Genomic DNA, 22,398 nt, shown 5'->3' with positions numbered 1-22,398 from the left:
CATGCAAACCGACAAACAGCAAAGCTGGACCGGATTCTTCGTCTCCGGGACAGATACCGGTGTGGGAAAAACAGTAGTCACAGCAGGGCTGGCAGCCGTCCTCCGCGATGAAGGCTTCGATCTTGGAGTGTTCAAGCCTGTACAGTCCGGCGGGGAGACGGAGGAAGAGCGTGATTCCTATCGCCTTCGTATTCTCTCCGGTGTCTCGGATGACTGCGGAAAGATCGCCCCGTATTCCTTTGCCGCTCCGCTCACTCCTGTGCTTGCCGCCCAGCAAGAGGGAGTCACCCTGACCATGTCTGAACTGGCCGAAGCGGGGGAGCCTCTGCAAAAGAAATACGCTGCTCTGTTGGTAGAGGGAGCGGGTGGACTTGCCGTTCCGTTGACGCAGACGGATCTAATGGCCGATTTTGCAGCGCTCCTGGGAATGCCGCTGCTGCTGATTGGGCGTGCGGGCTTGGGAACGATCAATCACACGATTCTCTCTGCAGCCTTTGCCCGCCAGCGGGGGCTGCAGGTAGCGGGGGTGATTGTAAACGGCTATCGCACGGATGACGACGACAAAAGCGTAGAGACGAACGCGGCCATGATCGAGCGGTATGGTGATGTGCCTGTTTTGGGCCGAATGCCGTGGATCGAGGGCGTGATTACCCAAGCTCGGTTAAAAGAAGCGGTACGGGCGCATGTGGATGTCAAACGTATCAGTGACCTGCTTTCACGCCAATATGGGTGATCCTGCACCAACATCCGTAAAAGAGAAGGGGAGGAAAGAGATGAAGGTAACCTTGCAAGCAGAAAAGTGGAGCGGCTTGGCAGAAAAAGCATTGCGCGGAGAACTGCTGACACAGGAGGAGGCGCTTTTTGTTCTGAGAGCGGAGGATGAAGAGGTGCTGACAATAATGCAGGCCGCTTTTCAGGTCCGCCAGCATTATTACGGCAAAAAAGTAAAGCTGAACATGATCCTCAATGCCAAAAGCGGGCTTTGTCCGGAAGACTGCGGCTATTGCTCCCAATCGATCGTGTCTGCTGCTCCGATTGAGAAATACAGCTTTCTGGACAAAGAAACGATTGTAGCGGGTGCCCGGGAAGCGATGAACCGAAAAGCAGGTACATACTGTATCGTAGCATCAGGGCGGGGGCCGACCGAAAAAGAGCTGGAGCAGGTGGTTGACGCGGTGCGCGAGATACGCGACACCATGCCGCTCAAAATCTGCGCCTGCCTGGGCATTTTGAAGCCTGAACAGGCAAGCAGGCTGAAAGACGCGGGGGTTCATCGCTACAACCACAATATCAATACCAGCCGCGACAACTACAGTCAGATCACCTCTACACATACCTACGATCAGCGTGTAGATACCGTCGAGGCCGCCAAACAGGCCGGGATGTCGCCTTGCTCCGGCGTGATTATCGGAATGGGCGAAAGCGATGAAGAGATCGTCGAAATGGCTGTGGCCCTGAGAAACCTCGATGCAGACTCGATCCCAATCAATTTTCTCAATGCAATTCCGGGCACACCGCTGGAAGATCGCGGACGCACACCTGCGATGAAAGCATTAAAGGTGCTCGCTTTGTTCCGGTTGATGTGTCCGGGCAAGGAAATCCGCGTAGCCGGCGGACGGGAAAAAAATCTGCGTACCCTTCAGCCTCTTGCCCTTTACGCGGCAAACTCGATCTTTGTGGGTGATTATTTGACCACGCCCGGACAAGAGGTGACTACGGATCACCAGATGATCGAGGACCTCGGATTTGAGATTGAGCTTTGTGCCTTGTAGGAGTGAGGAAGGGATGAGCGAAGACAGCAGAATTAGCAGATACGACTGGATGGAGGCCGAACTGAGTGAACGGGAAAGCCGCGCCCTTTACCGAGAGATGAAAAACCTTGAGCGTCCACCAAAAGCGGGCGAGCTCGGGTCTGCGGGCAAATGGCTGTATAAGGGAGGGAAGCGGTTATACAATCTTTCATCCAACAATTATCTCGGACTCTCCGGCGACCCGAGAATTGCACAAGCTGCCAGCAGGGCCCAGGAACAATGGGGGGCAGGAGCGACCGCCTCCCGTCTCGTCTGCGGCAACCACGGCTGCTATCGCGAGCTGGAAGAAGATCTGGCAGCGTGGAAAGGACGGGAAGCGGCCCTGGTCTTTGCCAATGGATACATGGCCAATCTGGGTGTGATCTCGGCGTTGATGCGCCGGGGCGATGCAGTGTTCAGTGACCGTCTCAACCACGCCAGCATCGTAGACGGCATTATTCTGAGCAGGGCCGATCATTTCCGGTATCGCCACAACGATCTGGAACACCTGGAATTTCTGTTGAAAAAACATGACAGCCCGGCACAGAGAAAACTGATCGTAACCGATGCCGTATTTTCCATGGATGGAGATGCGGCACCGCTGCACCAGCTGGTGGAGCTCCGCAATCGCTACGGTGCGCTGCTGATGGTGGACGAGGCACATTCCGGCGGTATCCGCGGGCCGCATGGAGAAGGGTTGTGCCACGAATACGGCCTGCATGAGCAGGTCGATGTGATTATGGGGACTTTCAGCAAAGCCTTTGGTGTATACGGGGCTTATGTTTGTGCAGATCGGGTCTTGATTGAGTATCTGGTCAATGCGTCTCGGCCGTTGATCTACTCGACGGGCTTGCCCCCGATGGTTGTGGCTGCCGCACACGAAGCCCTGCGCATCGTCCGGTCGGAACGGGAGCGAAGGGAAAAACTGAGAGAGCTGAGTGCCTGGTTTCGCCAGCAAATGCATGCCTGGGGCTTGCCGAGCATACCTGGGGAATCCCCCATTATTCCCTGGCTGATCGGCGACAACGCCCGAGCGCTGCAAACGAGCAGCATGCTGGCCGAACGGGGCATTTCAGCGGTAGCAATCCGTCCCCCGACCGTGCCGGACGGAGAAGCGCGGATACGCTTTTCACTGATGGCTACGCATACGCGAGCAGAGCTGGCCCGGGCTCTCGAAAGCATTCGAGCAGTGGCAGGAGAGGTGCAGGAGGTTGGCAGATGAAAGCAGTGATACTTTGGGTGAACGGCTGGAGCATGCCGGATGAGCTGTGGGAGCCGATGATCAGGGCCCTGCCTGATATGGTTCACAGAAAGCCCAACTACGCGGGGATCACCCATCCCGAGCAGTTTTTGCGGGCAGTTCGTGAGGAGCTTACCGCTTCATGTTTTTCCCGCCCCCTGATTGTCATCGGCTGGTCGATGGGAGGGATGCTGGCCCAGCGGATCGCTTCCGAAACGGCGGTCGACGGTTTGATCGTCATAAGCTCCACAGCCCGCTTTGTGCGCGGCCGGGCAGAGCAGCATCTCGGCTGGCAGGAAGGGCACCTGAACCGTATGAAGCGGATGCTGGAGCAGGGCCGAGAAAATGTGATGCAAGAGTTTGGGCAATCCTTATTTACAGCAAACGAACAAGAGTTCATCGCCAAGCAGGGCATCTCCATTGCGGATTCATGGCCGCTTTCTGCACTGACGGCAGGACTTGCGTATCTGCAGAAAGAGGATTGCCGCCCGCTGCTGTCGGGTATTTCATGCCCGGTCACGGTGATCCACGGGACACAGGACACGGTATGTCCCTATGAGGCAGGTGTTGAGCTGTCTGCGGGTCTTTCCTCCTATCGTTTCATCCCGCTCAAGGACTGCGGGCATGCGGTACCCCTCCTGTATCCAGCGATCATCATAGAGGAAGTCAAAAGGTTGGTGAGAGAGTATGTCCAAAGAGATGATGACCAGGCGTTTCAGTAAAAAGGCGGGAACCTACGATCACTACGCCATCGTACAGCAAGAGATGGCAACCTGGTTGGCGGAGCGAATCCGCAGCCAGATGAGGCAGGCGCAGGCAGACAGGCTGCTGGAAATAGGCTGTGGAACAGGAAGGCTGACCGGCATGCTGCACGAGCTGTTTCCCCGCGCCAAGCTCGACGCATTGGATATCGCTCCGGGCATGCTGGAGATGGCAAGGGAACGTTTCCAAGGCAACGCCTCGGTAGAGCTGAAGCAGGCCGATATTGAACAATGGGTCTGGCAGGCCGCAGCACAAAGCTATGGGCTGATTGCCTCCAGTGCCTGCTTTCAGTGGCTGCAACAGCCAGCGCGTACCGCTGCAGGGCTGTTCCGGATTTTACAGCCGGGCGGTCAGTTGTTCATCGCTACGTTTGGCCCAGGGACCTTTCGGGAGCTGCATCACTCCTTTTCCAGGGCCTATCAACAGCTGGGGCGAGAAGAAGAGAGACATGGGCTCTCCTATTTGCATGGAGAGGAATGGAGGAATATGCTCCTCGCAGCCGGCTTTGCGAATGTAGAGGTGACAGGTACTGAAAGAACACTCTATTATCCGGATGTGAGGAGCTTTCTTTTGGCGGTCAAAGAGATTGGAGCAAATACCGGAGCTTCATCCGGGAACAGAGGACTCGGCCAGCGCCGTTTGCTGGTCGCCATGATGGAAGAGTACCATCGCCTCTATGCCACAAAAAGTGGTGTGCCCGTCACCTATGAGCTGCTCTATTTGCATGCTGGCAAACAAGAGCAGACCTTCTTCGACAAGGATAAACACTGAAAAGCAGGAAAATCACCCTCATGGATGGAATGGTATGGGAAGACTATCATCCAGTGCTTGAGGAGTGATTTTTTTATGAGTCAAAGAGAAATCGTGATTGCAAGTGCCGTGCGGACGGCGATTGGCAGCTTTCAAGGTACGCTGGCAAATGTAAGCGCTACCCATCTGGGAGCGATGGTACTGGAAGCAGCGCTGGAACGCGCAGGAGTGGCGAAGGATGCTGTCGATGAAGTGATTATGGGCAATGTACTGCAGGCAGGTCTCGGACAGAATCCGGCCCGTCAAGCGGCGATTCGCGCTGGTCTGCCGCAGCAGGTGCCATCTATGACGATCAACAAGGTTTGCGGCTCCGGGCTAAAAGCTGTCCATCTGGCAGTCCAGTCGATTCTTTCGGGTGATGCTGAGGTAGTGCTTGCGGGCGGCATGGAGAATATGAGTCAGGCACCGTATCTGCTGGAAGGAGCGCGCAACGGATACCGGATGGGCGATCAAAAAGTCGTGGACAGCATGATCCGCGACGGACTCTGGTGTGCCTTCAATGACTATCACATGGGGATTACCGCAGAAAATTTGTGCGCGGAGTACGGTCTGTCGCGGGAAGAACAGGATGAGTTCGCTGCCTGGAGTCAGGAAAAAGCGCAGCGTGCGATCAGCGAAGGACGCTTCCAGGAAGAGATTATTCCTGTGCCGATTCCGCAGAAAAAAGGCGACCCGGTGATGTTTGCTGTGGATGAATTCCCGCGTGCCGGAGCTACGGCAGAGTCGCTTGGCAAACTGCGCCCTGCATTTAAAAAGGATGGAACGGTGACGGCAGGAAATGCCTCTGGAATCAACGACGGGGCTGCAGCTCTGTTGATCATGTCCGGGGAAAAAGCGCGCGAGCTGGGCGTGAAGCCGCTGGCCCGGATCGTAGCCAATGCCAGTGCCGGCGTAGACCCGCGAATCATGGGAATTGGTCCGGTGCCTGCGACACAGCGCGTTCTCGCCAAGGCAGGGCTGTCGCTGGAGCAAATCGATCTGATCGAAGCAAACGAGGCATTCGCTGTACAATCGCTTGCTGTGGGCAAGGAATTGGGCATCGACAAAGAAAAGCTGAACGTAAATGGCGGGGCAATCGCGCTCGGTCATCCGATCGGAGCAAGCGGTGCCAGAATTCTGGTGACACTTGTGCACGAATTGAACAAGCGGCCGGGGGTAAAATATGGATTAGCCACCCTTTGCATCGGCGGTGGACAAGGAGTAGCTACCGTGGTAGAAAAAGCCTAGCAGCAACTTGAAATTTTTCCTGTTTTTATGAAGTGGAATGAGTGTCGTATTTTGCAAACAAACACAGTCGTTTTCAATTGTGAACGCTTTGTGTACAGAACTATCGGCACGTTGACAAAGGGAATAAATCTTCGTTAATATGAATGAGGGCTAAGGGGCGACCGTGTGCCCTCTCTTTTATGTGAGAGGTGTTAAACTACTTGGCAAAATTTGATAGTCCTTGGCGAGCGATTGGTTTTGCAGGCTTGGTAGGAGTTGATTTTGCCATCTGCGTAGTAGCCGGCGTAATGCTTGGCAGGTACGTGGATCGTTTGCTTTTGACAAATCCCTGGTGCATGATGATTGGACTTTTACTAGGGCTTGTTATTGGTGTTTACAGTGTCTATCGATTGATTCGCCCGTACCTCTAGGGAGGTGGAAATGGAACCGATTGCACACGCTATGCGAAAAACATTTCGCTATGCATTCTACTGTTTGGCTTTTGCCGCGATACTTCTGGTTCTGTTGCCCGGGTATGCATTGTATTGGCAAGGTTTGCTCATTGGTATTGTCGGAGGGATGATTAATACCATCATCCTTTTCACAAAGGTTTGGCGTGTCGGTCAGGTAGCTGATAATCCAGGATACAAGCCAGGAGGAACGGGTACCATTCAACGTTTTCTGGTCGCCGGATTGGCAGGGTACCTCACTGTGCTGTTTCCAAACCTTTTCAATCTTGCAGGAGTCCTCATCGGCCTGTTTCTGGTCCACGGACTCAGCTCATTTTTTGTATACCGCTCCTTACAATAGATTTGCATGAAGATTTGCTTGGAAGTAGCCGCAACATCCTTGAGTGTGTTCAAAGAAAGCTCCGAGAGCCGCCTCTGGACAACCTCTCTATGCCGCAAAGAAAGGGGTGAAAAGATGGGTCATCATTATACACTGCGATTTGAAAAACTCGGTATGGTTTTTGACGTTTCAACGATGATTATGACAGTAATCACTGCCTTGATCGTCTTTATCTTCATGTTTGCCATGACTCGCAAGCTGGAAACGGGTGTTCCCGGCGGAAAACAGAATGCTGTTGAGTGGGTTTTTGATTTCGTGAAGAACGTAGGCGCCGGCTACATGGAGCCTAAGAAGGTCATGATGTTAATGACATTGGGAATTACGCTGTTCTTGTACATTTTCTTCGGAAACCAGCTGGGTGTCATTCTCAATGTGAATACAAAACACACAGGTCATGTGAGCGAAAGCGTCATGGATATGCTGACGATTGCCAATACGCCGGAACTTCAAGCGAAACGACAAGAAGTTGTCGAGCATGAACTGGCAACCGAAGGGGTCCACATTGTCTGGTGGAAATCTCCGACTGCTACACCAAGCGTAACCTTTGGTCTGGCACTGGTTGTTCTGCTTTATTCACATTATCTGGGCATTCGCAAAAGTCCGGGTGGTTGGTTTAAACATACGTTCTTAAACCCAATCCACATACTTGAGGAATTTGTCATTAAACCGCTAACACTGCCGTTGCGTCTATTCGGTAACCTGTTCGCAAAAGAGGTCATGATCTCATTCTTGCTGAGCGGTGGTCTTTTGGCCACAGTGCCATTGTTCATATGGCTGGGTTATTCCGTCTTCGTAGGTGCAATTCAGGCATTTATTTTCTTGACGCTGTCGATGGTTTACATTTCACAGCATGTCAACGACGAACACTAGCAACTCATATTTCACTCTATAAAATTTCAGGGAGGTTTTCCTAACATGGAAGGTTTAGGTCTTGCTCTTGCAATTGGTATCGTATTTGGTCTTGCAGCATTCGGTGGTGCACTGGGCGCCAGCTTGGTTATTTCCCGCACAATTGAAGGCGTTGCTCGTCAACCAGAAGCTCGTGGTAGCCTGATGGGTCTGATGTTCCTCGGTATGGGTCTTGTCGAGGCGATTCCGATTATCGCTGTAGCGGTTGGCTTCATTCTGTATGGCCGACTGGGCTAAGCGAACAGTTTAAACAGTAATGCATAGGCGGAGGCATGCCCTTCGCCTCTCTTTTCTGTGAAAAACATCTCGAGGTTTTTCACAACATTTACTTTGACCGCTTGCGGTCTGGAACACGGTCATGACCGTGATGTAAAAATCTCGCGGGTCGCCCGCGACGGATATGCAACGTTGCAGATTTCTCCTGTTGTGCAGGGAAGGAGTGAATAAAATGCTTGACTTTGGAGCCGTATCCCTTGAATGGGGCACGTTACTGTTCCAGGTGATCGTTTTCATTATCCTGTTGATCGCCGTAGCCAAGTACGCTACCAAGCCGATCGCAGGTGTTTTAGAAAAGCGCCGTCAATATGTAGAGAACGAGATCGCTTCTGCAGAGCGCAGCCGCCAAGAGTCAGAAGCATTGCTGGCTGAGCAACGCCGTTTGCTCGATGAAGCTCGCGTGGAAGCAAAATCCATTATTGATCGTGCGACCAAGCAAGCGACTACAGAGTCTGCCAAAATTGTGGCAGACGCTCAAGAAGCCAGCGAGCGCATGAAAGCAGATGCGAGCAAGGAATTGGCTCGTGAAGTGGAAAAGGCAAAAGCGGAATTGCGCGACCAGATGGCTGGCCTGTCTGTTCTTCTGGCTTCCAAAATTATTGAAAAAGAGCTGGATGAAGCAGCGCAAAAAGAAACCGTCAATAAATTCCTCACTCAAGTGGGAGATCGCCTATGAGCGGCGGAGTAGGTAAGCGCTACGCTCGCGCTTTGTTCGAAGTAGCAAGCGAGCGTGGAAAAATTGATCAAGTGGAAGCTGACCTGGGAGCCGTTGTGCAAGCCGTGGAGCAAAACGCTGATCTGAGCAAGATTTTGCTTCATCCGCATATTGCTGCAGGAGCAAAACAATCGCTGGTAGACGATTTGTTTAAAAGCCACATCAGCGAAGAAGTGCACAACTTCCTGACTGTCTTGATTGAGAATGGAAGAGAAGCCCAAGTGGCGCTCATTCATCAGGCGTTTGTGAAGCTGGCGAACGAAGCGCGCGGTATCGCCGACGCAGTCGTTACCAGTGCTCATCCGCTTTCTGCCGAAGAGCAAGCAGAACTCGCAGACAAGTTCGGGCAAAGACTGAACAAAAAGCTGCGCGTAACCAATGTGGTGGATGCTTCCATCCTTGGAGGAATCGTCATCCAGATCGGTGACCGCTTGTACGACGGCAGCATGAAAACGAAACTCGAGCTTTTTGCGCATCAACAATAAAGTACGACTGTTTAAAGCGGCTGGTACGCTTTAAACACCCTTTATTAAGATCGTTGGACGAATGGGGTGAATGTAAGTGAGTGCAATCAGACCAGAAGAGATTAGCTCCCTCATCAAAGAGCGGATCGCTAATTTTACATCTGAAATCGAAGTTGTGGACGTAGGAACAGTCATCCAGGTTGGTGACGGTATTGCTCGCGTTCACGGTTTGGAAAAAGCCATGCAAGGGGAGCTCCTCGAGTTCCAAAACGGCGTTATGGGTATGGTACTCAACTTGGAAGAAGATAACGTGGGTGTCGTTATTATGGGTCCTTTCCGCGACATTAAGGAAGGCGACACAGTAAAACGTACAGGCCGCGTAATGGAAGTTCCAGTAGGGGAAGCGCTGCTCGGCCGCGTAGTAAACCCACTGGGTCAACCAATCGACGGTGAAGGCCCTATCGCAAATGACGGTTTCCGCCCGATCGAGAGCCCAGCTCCTGGCGTAATGGCGCGTAAATCCGTACACGAGCCGCTTCAAACAGGTATCAAAGCGATCGACGCGATGATCCCGGTTGGACGCGGACAGCGTGAGTTGATCATTGGCGACCGCCAAACTGGTAAAACAGCAGTGGCGCTCGACACGATCATCAACCAAAAAGGTCAAAACATGATTTGTATCTACGTGGCAATCGGTCAAAAGCAATCCACTGTTGCCAACATCGTAGAAACCCTGCGTAAAGCAGGCGCTCTGGAATACACCATCGTCGTATCCGCTACAGCTTCTGACCCAGCTCCGATGCTGTACCTGGCACCTTACACAGGTGTAACGATGGGTGAATACTTCATGTACAAAGGACAGCACGTTCTTTGCGTATACGATGACCTGTCCAAACAGGCTGCTGCATACCGCGAAATGTCCTTGTTGCTCCGTCGTCCTCCAGGCCGTGAAGCATACCCTGGTGACGTTTTCTACCTGCACTCCCGTCTGCTGGAGCGCGCTGCGAAATTGTCTGATGAACTGGGAGCAGGTTCCATTACCGCTCTGCCGTTTATCGAGACCCAAGCGGGTGACATTTCCGCATACATTCCAACCAACGTGATCTCCATCACCGACGGTCAGATCTTCCTGGAGACAGACTTGTTCAACGCAGGTCAACGTCCAGCGGTGAATACCGGTCTCTCCGTATCCCGCGTAGGTGGTTCCGCGCAAATCAAGGCGATGAAAAAGGTAGCAGGTCCACTCAAGCTTGAGTTGGCTCAATACCGTGAGTTGGCTGCGTTTGCCCAGTTCGGTTCCGACCTGGATAAAGCAACCCAAGCTCGTCTGACCCGTGGTGAGCGCTTGATGGAAATCATGAAACAAGGTCAATTCGATCCGATGCCGGTAGAAAAACAAGTAGCTTCCATCTACTCCGCGACAAGAGGCTTCCTGGATGATATCCCAGTGGCTGACGTACGCCGCTTCGAGAAGGAAATGCTGTCTTTCCTCGAGTCCAACAAGCCACAACTGTTGGAGCATATCCGCACGACGAAAGACCTTCCAGATGAAAAAGAATTCAACGCAGCGATCGAAGAGTTCAAAAAAGGCTTTTCGGTAACTCGCTAATCGTTTACCTGATAGACATCAGATGCAGGCCGGGCGAATCGCCCGGGCATGCGTCCTCAAGGTGGTGAGAACGAGTGGCTAAAGGAATACGTGAGGTTCGTAGCAAAATCAAAAGTACGAAAAACATGCGCCAAATCACGAAAGCGATGAAAATGGTGGCGGCAGCCAAGCTCCGCCGCAACCAGGAGAAGGCTGAGGCAGCACGTCCTTACGCTGACAAAATCCAGGAAGTGATCGCAAGCATTGCGAGCGGAACCTCTGGCTCCAAGCATCCAATGCTTCAATCCCGTCCTGTGAAAAAGACTGGTTACATTGTCATCACTTCCGATCGCGGTTTGGCTGGTGGATACAACGCCAACATCCTTCGCGCCGTGATCAACAGGATCGCCGAAAAGCACAAGTCTAAGGATGAGTACGGCATTTTTGTGATCGGACGAAAAGGCAGCGACTTTTTAAAGAAGCGCGACTATCCGCTTCTGGAAGAGGCTACTGGCTTGCCGGCAAGCCCATCCTTTGCCGACATCAAAAAGATTGCGAGTGCGGCGGTTGCGATGTTCGAGAACGAACAAATCGATGAACTGTACCTGTGCTACAACAAATTCCATAGTGCAATTTCGCAGACACCTACCGTAAAACAATTGCTGCCGTTGGAAGCTCCCGAGAGCAACAACAACCGCACAGTGAATTACGAGTATGAGCCGTCCTCGGAAGAAGTACTGGCGAATCTGCTGCCGAAATATGCGGAAACACTGGTGTACAGTGCGCTGCTGGAAGCGAAGGCTTCCGAAGAAGGTTCCCGTATGACTGCAATGGGCAACGCGACAGACAACGCAACGGATATGATCAGCCGTTACACGTTGCAGTACAACCGTGCCCGTCAGGCAGCCATTACGCAAGAGATTTCCGAGATCGTAGCGGGTGCTAACGCACAGGCGTAATTGCAGCGGATAGCTCCCAATTCAGCTTTACAGGAGGGAAGAAGTAACATGGCGAATGGACGCGTGGTTCAGGTAATGGGTCCGGTTGTCGACATCGAGTTCGACCGCGGACACCTGCCTGCCATTTACAATGCGATCAAAATTCAACATAAAGCCCAAAGCGCTGGAGAGCGTGACATCGATTTGACGGTTGAGGTTGCGACACACCTGGGTGACAACCTGGTTCGTACCGTAGCGATGTCTTCCACCGACGGTTTGGTTCGCGGCATGGAAGCTGTTGATACTGGTGCAGCTATTTCCGTTCCAGTGGGTGCAGTAACCCTCGGACGCGTATTCAACGTACTCGGCGAGCCGATCGACCTGCAAGAACTTGGTCAAGTTGATCGTCGCGACCCGATTCACCGCAAAGCACCTGAGTTCGTAGACCAAGCGACTAACGTTGAGATCCTGGAAACAGGGATCAAGGTTATTGACCTCTTGGCTCCTTACATCAAGGGTGGTAAGATCGGTCTGTTCGGTGGTGCGGGTGTAGGGAAAACCGTTACCATTCAAGAGCTGATCAACAACATCGCACAAGAGCACGGCGGTATCTCCGTATTCGCCGGTGTAGGTGAGCGTACCCGTGAAGGGAACGACTTGTACCATGAGATGAAAGATGCGGGCGTTCTGCCGAAAACCGCGATGGTATTCGGTCAAATGAACGAACCGCCTGGCGCACGTCTTCGTGTAGCCCTGACCGGTCTGACCATGGCGGAATACTTCCGTGATGAAGAAGGCCGCGACGTACTCTTGTTTATCGATAACATCTTCCGCTTTACCCAAGCGGGTTCCGAGGTATCCGCACTCCTCGGCCGTATGCCATCTGCGGTAGGTTACCAGCCAACACTGGCTACTGAAATGGGTCAGCTGCAAGAGCGCATTACTTCTACGAAAAAAGGTTCCGTAACGTCCATCCAAGCGATCTACGTACCAGCGGATGACTACACGGACCCGGCGCCAGCTACTACCTTTGCTCACTTGGACGCTACAACCAACCTGGAGCGTTCCATCGCCGAGCTGGGTATCTTCCCTGCGGTAGACCCACTGGCATCTACTTCCCGCGCTCTGTCTCCTGACGTAGTTGGTCAAGAGCACTACGATGTAGCGCGCGGCGTGCAAAAAATTCTGCAACGTTACAAAGAACTGCAAGATATCATCGCGATCCTCGGTATGGACGAGTTGAGCGATGAGGACAAGCAAGTAGTTGGACGCGCTCGCCGCATTCAACGCTTCCTGTCCCAGTCCTTCCACGTTGCTGAGCAGTTTACCGGTAACCCAGGCCAATACGTGCCACTGAAGGAAACCGTTCGCAGTTTCAAAGAAATCCTCGAAGGCAAGCATGACCACCTGCCTGAATCGGCGTTCCTGTATGTAGGTACGATCGAAGAAGCAGTGGAAAAAGCGAAGTCCATGGCGTAACACCCTGGAAAGGGGAGACCAGTAAGTGAGCAAGATGACAGTGGAAGTCGTAACTCCTGAACGGGTTATTTTCAGTGGTGAAGCGAATTTGGTCATTGCCCGTGGCGTGCAAGGTGAACTCGGTATTATGCCGAACCACATGCCGCTGGTGACCCCGCTGAAGATCGCTCCCGTTCGGATCAAGACCGAAGGTGGAAAAGAAGTCGTAATGGCCGTTAGCGGCGGATTTATGGAAGTCCGCGGCGACAAGGTAACGATTTTGGCCGAAACAGCAGAAACGCCGGAAGATATCGATGTCGCTCGCGCCAAGTCGGCGAAAGAGCGTGCGGAGAAACGACTGAGCGAAAAGCATCCAGATCTGGATGTACGACGTGCTGAACGTGCCTTGCAGCGCGCCCTTACGCGTCTGCAGATTTCGACGAAATAACACAGAGAAGGTCCCCGTGGCGAGTTGAGCTGCGGGGACTTTTTTCATGACCCTTGTATACCCAGCTTTTAGTAGGATGTCAATTCCAGTTGGTAATCGCCTGCTCATTCGGTGTATAATAGACGAGATGGTTAGCCATTTCAAAAGTTGAATGGCGAGAGAGTGGTCATGATGATGTGGATGTTCATGTGGTTCCAGGTATAAAGGAGAGTGTAAACATATGCAAACAATTAGAGACATCCGTGAGAACAGCGTCGATGGTGTTGCCATCCCAGCAGCATATGCAGCAAATGGCTGGTCCAACGTACTGCCTCACGAAATGAACGTGCTGTTCCAGGCATTGTGCTTCGCAGTGACCAAGGGAGAAAGCAAAGCAGAAATGAATGAGATCATGGACGGCTTCGAAGGATTGAAGAACACGTTTACGGAGCCAAAAGAGGAAATGTTCAAATCCAAAGAGGATTTTGAAGGCTATGTTCACCTGTTGGAGCGTCACAAGAAAGTGATCAACCGTTCCGGCTATGAATACCCAACCTCCCGCGAAGAAGCGCTCGCTCTGTTTGAAAAATGGGGGCTGCTCCTGGACAAAGGAGATGTGTGGGATGTACCTATCTCCCCGTTCCCTGACACCTTGGATCTTTTCCAACTGACAGAAAATGAGCAAGTCGCTTTGATCTATTTGAAGCTGGAAGCTTTGGTTCATCCAGTTTTTAGCCGACTGATTCTCGCTTTGCATGAGCGTGATGACGAGGTGTTCCACCTGTCCAAGGCCGACTTGAAGCAAATGCTGAGTACCAATGACGCCATGTTGACAGAGGTGCTGATCAAGCTGACGCCATATCTTCAAGAACCGGTTGAAAACATGTTGGAAATTCCGGATGACGAGCCGATGACGTTCTCCGTAGTATGGGAGCGCGTTTACGAAGATTTCCTCAAACAAGATTACTCGTCGAACGTCCAATAAAATCAAATGCAGGTATCAATGGAAAAACTTAGGGAGAAAAACCCTGAGTTTTTCCTATTATTGGAACTTGTGGAAGTCATTCGTTAGACACCCTCTGGGCAATTTGCTATAATAGTGGAGGTATTTTTTTCTAATGTTCACAGAGCGGAGGGAACGTCATTGGGTGAAATTTATACCAACAATTATGTGATTGTGGCGATTTTCTTGTTCCTCGGGGTGTTGCTGCCCGTAGCTACGGTTAGCATCATCGGTCCCATGCTGCGTCCGAAAAAACCGACTCCAGAAAAGCAGACTACCTATGAAAGCGGTAACATTCCAGTCGGGGACAGTTGGGTGCGTTTTAATGTCAAGTATTACATTTTTGCCTTGCTCTTTGTGATTTTTGATGTAGAGACGCTCTTTCTTTATCCGTGGGCAGTCGCTTACAAACAGTTGGGACTCTTTGCCCTGGTAGAAATGGTGATCTTTATCTGCTTGCTTGTAGTGGGATTGATTTACGCGTGGAGAAAGAAGGTGCTGGAATGGAACTAGATCTCACGAGCATTGCGCCTGAATTGCAAGAAGAGCTGAATCGAAACGTCATGTTTACGACGCTGGAAACGGTGAAAGGTTGGGTGCGAAGCAACTCGCTCTGGCCGCTTACTTTTGGTCTGGCCTGTTGTGCGATTGAAATGATGGGAACGGGCGGTGCCCGCTATGACCTGGACCGTTTTGGCGTCATTTTCCGTGCATCCCCCAGGCAGTCAGACGTGATGATTGTAGCCGGAACGGTTACGAAGAAAATGGCACCTCTGCTTCGCAGACTCTACGATCAAATGCCCGAACCGAAGTGGGTGATCGCGATGGGCTCTTGTGCGACAGCGGGAGGACCCTATGTGAAATCCTACAGCGTGGTGAAAGGCGTCGATCAGATTGTTCCGGTTGATGTCTACATTCCTGGTTGTCCACCCAATCCTGCAGCGCTTATTTACGGAATAAACAAACTTCAAGAAAAAATTCGTTACGAAGCGAAGACAGGGAAGCGGGTGACGAATCAATGACAGACGAAAAACGCAAACCGACGCCGGAGGAAAAGGCAAAGGCAGCAGCGGAAGCAAGAGCGAAGGCGGAAGCTTTGCGGAAGGCAAAAGAGCAGGAGCAGCTAGCGGCCGAGCAAACAGGAGCCGAACAACCTGCCTCTGAGCAGAAAGCGGAAGCCGAGCAACCAGCTCCTGAGCAAGCAGCAGCGCCGAGCAAGCCGGTTTCGGAAATGACACCGGAGGAAAAGGCAGCAGCCAAAGCAGCGGCGGCAGCGGCAGCAGCAGCGAAAGCAAAAGCTGCGCGTGAAGCAGCGGAAAAAGCCGGAGCGGAACAACCAGCCCCTGAGCAAGCAGCAGCGCCGAGCAAGCCGGTTTCAGAAATGACACCGGAGGAAAAGGCAGCAGCCAAAGCAGCGGCGGCAGCGGCAGCAGCAGCGAAAGCAAAAGCTGCGCGTGAAGCAGCGGAAAAAGCCGGAGCGGAACAATCAGCCCCTGAGCAAGCAGCAGCGCCGAGCAAGCCGGTTTCGGAAATGACACCGGAGGAAAAGGCAGCAGCCAAAGCAGCGGCGGCAGCGGCAGCAGCGGCGAAAGCCAAGGCAGCGCGTGAAGCAGCGGAAAAAGCCGGAGCGGAACAATCAGCCCCTGAGCAAGCAGCAGCGCCGAGCAAGCCGGTTTCGGAAATGACACCGGAGGAAAAGGCAGCAGCCAAAGCAGCGGCGGCAGCGGCAGCAGCGGCGAAAGCCAAGGCAGCGCGTGAAGCGTCCGAAGGCGGAGCTGGTGAAAATGCTGACGCAGATGCCAAAGCCAAAGCAGCGGCAGCGGCCAAAGCGAAAGCAGCAGCGGCAGCAGCAGCCAAAGCCAAAGCTGCACGTGAAGCGGCGAACCAAGCCGGTGAATCAGGAGCCGATGGTGACGCAGATGCCAAAGCCAAGGCAGCGGCAGCAGCCAAAGCGAAAGCAGCCGCAGCCGCAGCGGCCAAAGCAAAGGCTGCTGGGGCCGGTGGAGAAGCCGATGCAGCCCCCGAAGCGCCGAAGCCCCCTTCCAAAAATCAGCCTTACCTGGATAAATATGTAGCCCGTCTTACAGAAGCATTCGGTGCGGATGTTCTGGAATCTTCCTATATTAATGAGCTTAGCAAAGAAGTACCCACGTTGGTCATCAAGAATGAGCGCTGGCTGGAAGTAGCGCAGTTCATGCGGGATGACGAGACGTTGGCTTTTGACTATCTGGCCAACCTGCATGGAGTGGATTACGAGGATCGCATGGAAGTGTACTATCACTTCTATTCCTACAAAAACAGACAAAGCGTAGCGGTAAAAGTGAAAACGGACCGCGAACAGTCAAGCGTTCCTTCTGTGATGAATATCTGGAGGGGAGCAGATTGGAATGAACGGGAAACTTTCGACCTTTTAGGCATTCATTTCCCGGGACATACCGATTTGCGTCGAATTTTGCTCCCGGATGAGTGGGTTGGATATCCGCTGCGGAAGGACTACGTGCAGTACGACGAGGAGGTGTAGAAGATGAATCAAGACATCCTGACCACGAATACAATCTTGTCTTCTGATACCGGAATTCGGACAGAGGAGATGCTCCTCAACGTAGGCCCGCAGCACCCCAGTACACACGGAGTATTTCGTCTGGTCGTGAAGATTGATGGGGAAACCATCAAAGAAGCGATTCCGGTCATGGGTTATCTGCACAGAGGGACGGAAAAGCTGGCAGAAAATCTGACCTACACACAAATCATCCCCTATACAGACCGGATGGACTATCTGGCGGCGATGACCAACAACTACGTGATCTGTCATGCCGTGGAAACCATGATGGGGTTGGAGATTCCAGAGCGAGCGCAGTATCTTCGCCTGATTGCCATGGAATTGAATCGTGTTGCCAGTCACTTGGTGTGGTGGGGCACCTATTTGCTTGACCTTGGTGCCATGTCACCGTTTTTGTTTGCCTTCCGGGACAGGGAGACGATTCTCGACTTGTTCAACGAGCTGTGCGGCGCACGCATGACATTTAACTACATGCGTGTAGGCGGTGTGAAATGGGATGCTCCTCCGGGTTGGATTGAAAAAGTGAAAGAGTTTGTCGCTTATATGAAAAACGAACTGGGCGGCTACCACCAGCTTGTATCTGGGAACGAGATTTTCCTGAACCGACTGCGGGGAATCGGAAAATTTGATCAAAAGACGGCACTAGACTACTCGCTTTCCGGTGTGATGCTGCGCTCTACGGGCATCAAATGGGATTTGCGCAAAGATGAACCATATTGCATCTACGACCGTTTTGATTTTGATGTACCGGTGGCAACTGAAGGGGACTGCCTGGCACGTTATCATCTTCGTCTGGCAGAGGTTGAGCAATCCTTGCGCATCCTGGAACAAGCGCTCGAACAGTTTCCAAGTGAAGGCGAAGTTTTGGGCAAAGTGCCTCGTGTCATCCGTCCGCCAGCAGGCGAAGCCTATGTTCGGATCGAATCGCCGCGCGGTGAGATCGGTTGCTACATCGCGAGCCAAGGTAAGGATAAGCCGTGGCGCTTGAAGTTCCGCCGCCCATCCTTTACCAACCTGCAGATTCTGCCTGCATTGCTGGATGGAGAGAACATCTCTGACATGGTGGCAATCCTGGGCAGCATTGATATCGTGCTTGGGGAGGTAGATTGCTGATGCGCGAGCTTTTGCAACAGGCACCTTCACTGGGAAACATCCTTTGGTTTTTCATCGCAGCCGTGATCCTGCTGGCGGTTTTGCTGGGCTTTGTCACCTACGCGATTTATTTTGAACGAAAAGTGATTGGTTGGATGCAGCTTCGGATCGGTCCGAATCGTGTCGGCCCACTTGGTTTGCTGCAAACAGTAGCGGACGTTGCCAAGCTTCTTTTGAAGGAAGATACACGTCCCAAGCATGCTGACCGAGCGCTTTATACACTTGCACCTATCCTGGTCTATGCGCCAGCTTTCGGTGTTCTGGCTGTTTTGCCATTTACCGACAAAATTCAGTTTGCTGACCTGGGAATCGGGATTCTCTATTACATTGCCCTCTCGGGTATCACAGTACTGGGCGTGATTACAGCCGGATGGGCATCCAACAACAAATACTCATTGATCGGGGGCCTTCGCTCTGCTGCTCAGATGATCAGCTACGAAGTGCCGCTCGTCATGTCCGTTGTCGGTGTCGTGCTCATGACAGGCAGTATGAACCTGAGGGAGATTGTCCTCGCCCAGCAAGGGATGTGGAATTTCATTCCGCAGATTCTGGGGCTGGCTGTTTTCCTGATTGCCGCACAGGCGGAGTTGAACCGTACGCCGTTTGACCTGCCGGAAGCAGAGTCTGAGCTGGTCGGCGGTTATCACGTCGAATATTCCGGCTTCCGTTTTGCGATGTTCATGCTGGCAGAGTATGTGTATATGTTCGGTATGGGGGCGTTGGTAACCATCCTGTTCTTTGGCGGTTGGCTGCCACCCATTCAGGCACTTGATTTCATTCCGGGCATCGTCTGGTTTTTGCTGAAGTTTTCCGTTTATATCTTCTTGCAGTTCTGGCTCCGTGCGACCATGCCGCGTCCACGCGCAGACCAGCTGATGTCGTTTTCATGGAAAGTGCTTTTGCCCTTAGCCTTGTTGAACATCTTGATCACCGCCGTTGTCATTTCCTATCAAAACGGCATGTTCTCCTGATTCGCCTGGGGTGAGCGCGCATCATAACTTCCGCTAAAAGGCGGTCGCTCCACCGAGAGTATGCTTTGATAAACGTTTATTACCAAAGGGGTGACACACATGCTAGGACTGGCCAAAGGCCTGGGGTATACATTCAAAAAAATGACTGAGAAGAAAGTTACGCATTTTTACCCGGACGTGCCTTTTCCCATGCCGCCCCGTTTTCGCGGCATCCAGCACTTCTCGCCGGAAAAATGCATCGTTTGCAACCAGTGTGCACGCGTATGTCCGACAGAATGCATCCAATTGACAGGCAAGCCCCATCCGGACCCGGAGAAGAAGGGGAAAATTATCGACACGTATGATATCAACTTTGAAATTTGTATCTTGTGCGATTTGTGCACCGAGGTTTGTCCGACTGAAGCGATCGTCATGACCAACAACTTCGAGCTGGCCACATACAGCCGGGATGAGCTTTACAAAAACCTCAAGTGGCTGGACGACAACAATATCAACGTCAGGGAGGAGAACTAGTGATGAATGGCGAGTTTCTTGCTTTCTTTATCCTCTCCCTGATGACGATTGGCGGAGCGGTCTTCATGATCAGCTTTACCCGCGTCGTCCATATGGTGATCTCCCTGGGGATTACCTTTATCAGCATCGCGGGACTGTTCGTCTTACTGGGAGCGGAATTCGTCGGAGTTGCCCAAATACTGGTTTATTCCGGGGCGATTTCCATCTTGATGCTGTTTGGGATCATGCTGACCAAACACGATGCGTCAGATGAGGGAACCGGTCATGTATGGAAAAACTGGTTTTCGCTCATTTTCGTCGTAGTCTTGTTCGGATTGATGTTCTGGGGTATTCAAAGCACAGCATGGCCGCCTGCGGCAGAGACGGTTGCCTCTGAGCACAACGTCAAAGAAATCGGGCTTACGGTCTTTACCACCTATGTGATCCCGTTTGAGTTGATCTCTGTGCTTCTGTTGGTGGCACTTGTAGGCGCGATCATCATGGCGAAGAAGGAGGAGGACAGCGAATGAGTGTAAATATCACCTCCTATTTGTTAGTGGCCTTGATCCTGTTTTGTGTAGGCATGTACGGCGCTTTGACCAAACGAAATGCAGTTGTTGTATTAATTTCAATCGAATTGATGCTGAATGCCGTCAACATCAACCTGGTGGCTTTCGCCAAATACGGACTGTATCCGTCAATCACCGGACACATCTTCAGTCTGTTCACGATGACAGTGGCAGCCGCTGAGGTAGCAGTCGGGCTGGCAATCCTGATTGCGCTGTACCGCAATCGCGAAACGGTCAACGTCGATGAGATGGATTCGATGAAACGCTAGGACAGGGATTCGAAAAGGAGGACAAAAATGAATACCTTTATGCAATACGCTTGGTTGATTCCTCTGTTTCCGCTCTTTGCTTTCATCGTGATCGTCTCGTTTGGCCGTCAGTTGAAAGAAGGAGCCGCCGCTGTCGGGATTTTCTTTACTGCCATTTCATTCGTGTTGGCGGTACTGACATTCCTGCAGAGGTTTAAAGAGGGAGCGATTGATTATAAATTCTCGCTCGATTGGCTGAAGGTTGGAGATATTGTCATCACCATGGGGTTTGACGTCAACCAGCTCAATGCATTAATGCTGGTCATCGTCACACTGGTCAGCCTGCTTGTGCAGATCTACTCCAAAGGCTATATGCACGGGGATGAGCGCTTTCCTGTTTTCTACCAGTATCTGGCACTGTTTACGTTTTCCATGCTCGGCCTCGTGATCTCTCCGAACCTGCTGCAGGTTTATATCTTCTGGGAGTTGGTCGGGGTATGCTCTTTCCTGTTGGTAGGTTACTACTACTTCAAGCCGGAAGCGAAGGCTGCAGCCAAAAAAGCTTTTATCGTGACCAGAATCGGGGACTTGGGCCTGTTTATCGCGATTTGTCTGCTGTTTTGGTGGACTGGCAGCTTTGAGTTTACGCAAATCTTTGACAGTGTTGCACTGGGCAAGCTGGAGCCGTGGATGATTACCCTGGCGGCGATCCTGATTTTTGTCGGGGCCATGGGGAAATCAGGTCAATTCCCGCTTCATACCTGGCTGCCGGATGCGATGGAAGGTCCGACGCCGGTATCTGCCCTGATTCACGCGGCGACGATGGTAGCTGCCGGTGTGTATTTGGTAGCGACGACGTTCCCGCTGTTTATCGCATCGGAAACCGCACTCAATGTTGTGGCGTACGTCGGCGGATTTACCGCGATTTTCGCTGCGTCCATCGGTCTGACCCAGCGCGACATCAAACGCGTCCTCGCCTATTCGACAGTCAGCCAGCTCGGGTATATGATGCTGGCCCTGGGGGTAGCCGGAGCGGCGGGTTATGTCGCAGGTACGTTCCATTTGATGACGCATGCCTTTTTCAAAGCACTGCTCTTCTTGGGAGCAGGTAGTGTCATTCATGCTGTACATACCCAGAATGTTTTCGAAATGGGTGGATTGTGGAAAAAAATGCCAATTACAGCATTAACCTTTCTGATTGGATGTCTGGCGATTGCGGGAATTTTCCCGTTTGCCGGTTTCTGGTCAAAAGAGGCAATTCTCGGTGCTGTATATGAAGCGAATCGCTTTGACCTTTTGCTGATCGCTCTTCTGGCGGCCTTCTTCACGGCATTCTACATGTTCCGCCTCTTCTTCCTGACCTTTACAGGTGAGCCGCGGGGCAAGCATGAGGCGCATGAATCACCAGGAGTCATGACGGGACCGCTGTTGGTTCTGGCTCTTCTGGCGATCGTATCCGGCTTTATCCAAACCCCGATCGCTCCGGTTCTGGGCGATTGGCTGATGAGCGGCGATGTGGGCGCGGCGATTGAAAATGTGTACGGAGTGGGCGAAGGGCACGCAGCCGCCTGGTTGCAAGTCGTCGCACTGGCTGTATCGGTTTTAGGGATTTTGGTGGCCTGGCTGATGTATCGAAAGCGTACGATTTCTTCCGATGCGCTTCCGGAAGCGATGCCGTGGCTGTATCAGCTCTCCTACCGGAAATATTACATGGATGAGCTTTATCAGGGAGTGATTGTGCGTCCGATCGGCTGGCTCGGTTCGCTGCTGAATCTGTTTGATAAATACGTGGTGGACGGTCTGGTCTCCCTTGTGGCGGCCATTACCCGAGGGATCGGTGCTTTGCATGGCCGGGCTCAAAACGGACAGATGCAATCCTACGGAGCGATGGTGCTATTTGGCCTGGTACTGTTGATTGTCGCCATCACATTGACGGCGCAGGGAGGTGGATTCCTTGGCATGGGCCAATAG

Annotated in this window: 26 protein-coding genes; all 26 read left to right on the top strand. The window is 52.4% G+C overall.

The features are described 5' to 3' along the window. Position 1: 1 nt before the first annotated feature. The 26 genes from bioD (at position 2) to nuoL (ending at position 22,398) form a co-directional block, all read left to right on the top strand. Positions 2-733: a dethiobiotin synthase gene (bioD, locus tag NDK47_RS25490; RefSeq protein ID WP_251872504.1), complete on the top strand. Its 732-nt coding sequence runs from the start codon at positions 2-4 to the stop codon at positions 731-733. A gap of 40 nt (positions 734-773) precedes the next feature. Beyond that, the gene (bioB, locus tag NDK47_RS25485) at positions 774-1,772 is read left to right on the top strand and encodes a biotin synthase BioB (protein ID WP_251872503.1); all 999 of its coding nucleotides are present in this window, start codon (positions 774-776) and stop codon (positions 1,770-1,772) included. A 13-nt stretch (positions 1,773-1,785) separates the two neighbouring features. Further along, positions 1,786-3,012, top strand: a complete 1,227-nt coding sequence (gene bioF / locus NDK47_RS25480; RefSeq protein ID WP_251872502.1) for an 8-amino-7-oxononanoate synthase — start codon at positions 1,786-1,788, stop codon at positions 3,010-3,012. Further along, positions 3,009-3,752, top strand: a complete 744-nt coding sequence (locus tag NDK47_RS25475; RefSeq protein WP_251872501.1) for an alpha/beta fold hydrolase — start codon at positions 3,009-3,011, stop codon at positions 3,750-3,752. Before bioF ends, NDK47_RS25475 begins: the two co-directional genes overlap by 4 nt. Next, the gene (gene bioC, locus NDK47_RS25470) at positions 3,718-4,563 is read left to right on the top strand and encodes a malonyl-ACP O-methyltransferase BioC (protein WP_251872500.1); all 846 of its coding nucleotides are present in this window, start codon (positions 3,718-3,720) and stop codon (positions 4,561-4,563) included. The genes NDK47_RS25475 and bioC overlap by 35 nt, the downstream gene beginning before the upstream one ends. 75 nt (positions 4,564-4,638) lie before the next feature. After that, the gene (locus NDK47_RS25465; protein ID WP_251872499.1) at positions 4,639-5,829 is read left to right on the top strand and encodes an acetyl-CoA C-acetyltransferase; all 1,191 of its coding nucleotides are present in this window, start codon (positions 4,639-4,641) and stop codon (positions 5,827-5,829) included. Positions 5,830-6,029: 200 nt separating this feature from the next. Next, the gene (locus tag NDK47_RS25460) at positions 6,030-6,239 is read left to right on the top strand and encodes an AtpZ/AtpI family protein (protein WP_251872498.1); all 210 of its coding nucleotides are present in this window, start codon (positions 6,030-6,032) and stop codon (positions 6,237-6,239) included. A gap of 10 nt (positions 6,240-6,249) precedes the next feature. Continuing rightward, on the top strand, positions 6,250-6,618 hold the full coding sequence (locus NDK47_RS25455; protein ID WP_251872497.1) for an ATP synthase subunit I: 369 nt from the start codon (positions 6,250-6,252) through the stop codon (positions 6,616-6,618). Positions 6,619-6,732: 114 nt separating this feature from the next. Further along, the gene (gene atpB / locus NDK47_RS25450) at positions 6,733-7,527 is read left to right on the top strand and encodes a F0F1 ATP synthase subunit A (protein ID WP_251872496.1); all 795 of its coding nucleotides are present in this window, start codon (positions 6,733-6,735) and stop codon (positions 7,525-7,527) included. A 45-nt stretch (positions 7,528-7,572) separates the two neighbouring features. After that, the gene (gene atpE, locus NDK47_RS25445) at positions 7,573-7,803 is read left to right on the top strand and encodes a F0F1 ATP synthase subunit C (protein ID WP_251872495.1); all 231 of its coding nucleotides are present in this window, start codon (positions 7,573-7,575) and stop codon (positions 7,801-7,803) included. Positions 7,804-8,014: 211 nt separating this feature from the next. Beyond that, positions 8,015-8,518 (top strand): F0F1 ATP synthase subunit B, encoded by a 504-nt coding sequence (gene atpF, locus NDK47_RS25440; protein ID WP_251872494.1) that lies wholly within the window; start codon positions 8,015-8,017, stop codon positions 8,516-8,518. Then, positions 8,515-9,042 (top strand): F0F1 ATP synthase subunit delta, encoded by a 528-nt coding sequence (locus NDK47_RS25435; protein ID WP_251872493.1) that lies wholly within the window; start codon positions 8,515-8,517, stop codon positions 9,040-9,042. Before atpF ends, NDK47_RS25435 begins: the two co-directional genes overlap by 4 nt. A 76-nt stretch (positions 9,043-9,118) precedes the next feature. After that, positions 9,119-10,630 carry a F0F1 ATP synthase subunit alpha gene (atpA, locus tag NDK47_RS25430; protein ID WP_251872492.1) on the top strand — a complete coding sequence of 504 codons (1,512 nt, stop codon included), beginning with the start codon at positions 9,119-9,121 and terminating at the stop codon, positions 10,628-10,630. Between the two features lie 74 nt (positions 10,631-10,704). Further along, the gene (atpG, locus tag NDK47_RS25425) at positions 10,705-11,568 is read left to right on the top strand and encodes an ATP synthase F1 subunit gamma (RefSeq protein ID WP_251872491.1); all 864 of its coding nucleotides are present in this window, start codon (positions 10,705-10,707) and stop codon (positions 11,566-11,568) included. A 48-nt stretch (positions 11,569-11,616) separates the two neighbouring features. Beyond that, the gene (atpD, locus tag NDK47_RS25420) at positions 11,617-13,026 is read left to right on the top strand and encodes a F0F1 ATP synthase subunit beta (protein ID WP_251872490.1); all 1,410 of its coding nucleotides are present in this window, start codon (positions 11,617-11,619) and stop codon (positions 13,024-13,026) included. 25 nt (positions 13,027-13,051) lie between these two features. After that, the gene (locus NDK47_RS25415) at positions 13,052-13,453 is read left to right on the top strand and encodes a F0F1 ATP synthase subunit epsilon (RefSeq protein WP_251872489.1); all 402 of its coding nucleotides are present in this window, start codon (positions 13,052-13,054) and stop codon (positions 13,451-13,453) included. A 220-nt stretch (positions 13,454-13,673) separates the two neighbouring features. Continuing rightward, positions 13,674-14,417: a DUF6042 family protein gene (locus tag NDK47_RS25410; RefSeq protein ID WP_251872488.1), complete on the top strand. Its 744-nt coding sequence runs from the start codon at positions 13,674-13,676 to the stop codon at positions 14,415-14,417. A 159-nt stretch (positions 14,418-14,576) separates the two neighbouring features. Next, positions 14,577-14,948 (top strand): NADH-quinone oxidoreductase subunit A, encoded by a 372-nt coding sequence (locus NDK47_RS25405; RefSeq protein WP_251872487.1) that lies wholly within the window; start codon positions 14,577-14,579, stop codon positions 14,946-14,948. Then, positions 14,939-15,457 (top strand): NuoB/complex I 20 kDa subunit family protein, encoded by a 519-nt coding sequence (locus tag NDK47_RS25400; protein WP_251872486.1) that lies wholly within the window; start codon positions 14,939-14,941, stop codon positions 15,455-15,457. Before NDK47_RS25405 ends, NDK47_RS25400 begins: the two co-directional genes overlap by 10 nt. A 209-nt stretch (positions 15,458-15,666) precedes the next feature. After that, positions 15,667-16,956: an NADH-quinone oxidoreductase subunit C gene (locus NDK47_RS27695; protein WP_305883395.1), complete on the top strand. Its 1,290-nt coding sequence runs from the start codon at positions 15,667-15,669 to the stop codon at positions 16,954-16,956. A 3-nt stretch (positions 16,957-16,959) separates the two neighbouring features. Continuing rightward, on the top strand, positions 16,960-18,108 hold the full coding sequence (locus NDK47_RS25390; protein WP_251872485.1) for an NADH-quinone oxidoreductase subunit D: 1,149 nt from the start codon (positions 16,960-16,962) through the stop codon (positions 18,106-18,108). Then, entirely contained in the window at positions 18,105-19,118 is a 1,014-nt protein-coding gene (gene nuoH / locus NDK47_RS25385) for an NADH-quinone oxidoreductase subunit NuoH (RefSeq protein ID WP_251876376.1), read from the top strand. The genes NDK47_RS25390 and nuoH overlap by 4 nt, the downstream gene beginning before the upstream one ends. A gap of 99 nt (positions 19,119-19,217) precedes the next feature. Then, positions 19,218-19,631 carry an NADH-quinone oxidoreductase subunit NuoI gene (gene nuoI, locus NDK47_RS25380; RefSeq protein ID WP_251872484.1) on the top strand — a complete coding sequence of 138 codons (414 nt, stop codon included), beginning with the start codon at positions 19,218-19,220 and terminating at the stop codon, positions 19,629-19,631. A gap of 2 nt (positions 19,632-19,633) precedes the next feature. Next, positions 19,634-20,140 carry an NADH-quinone oxidoreductase subunit J gene (locus tag NDK47_RS25375; RefSeq protein WP_251872483.1) on the top strand — a complete coding sequence of 169 codons (507 nt, stop codon included), beginning with the start codon at positions 19,634-19,636 and terminating at the stop codon, positions 20,138-20,140. Next, the gene (nuoK, locus tag NDK47_RS25370) at positions 20,137-20,448 is read left to right on the top strand and encodes an NADH-quinone oxidoreductase subunit NuoK (RefSeq protein ID WP_251872482.1); all 312 of its coding nucleotides are present in this window, start codon (positions 20,137-20,139) and stop codon (positions 20,446-20,448) included. Before NDK47_RS25375 ends, nuoK begins: the two co-directional genes overlap by 4 nt. 27 nt (positions 20,449-20,475) lie before the next feature. Further along, positions 20,476-22,398: an NADH-quinone oxidoreductase subunit L gene (nuoL, locus tag NDK47_RS25365; RefSeq protein ID WP_251872481.1), complete on the top strand. Its 1,923-nt coding sequence runs from the start codon at positions 20,476-20,478 to the stop codon at positions 22,396-22,398.

The organism is Brevibacillus ruminantium (assembly GCF_023746555.1).
Taxonomy (GTDB): domain Bacteria; phylum Bacillota; class Bacilli; order Brevibacillales; family Brevibacillaceae; genus Brevibacillus; species Brevibacillus ruminantium.
Note: the sequence above shows the minus strand (reverse complement) of the source record. Positions and strands in the feature narration are given on the sequence as shown.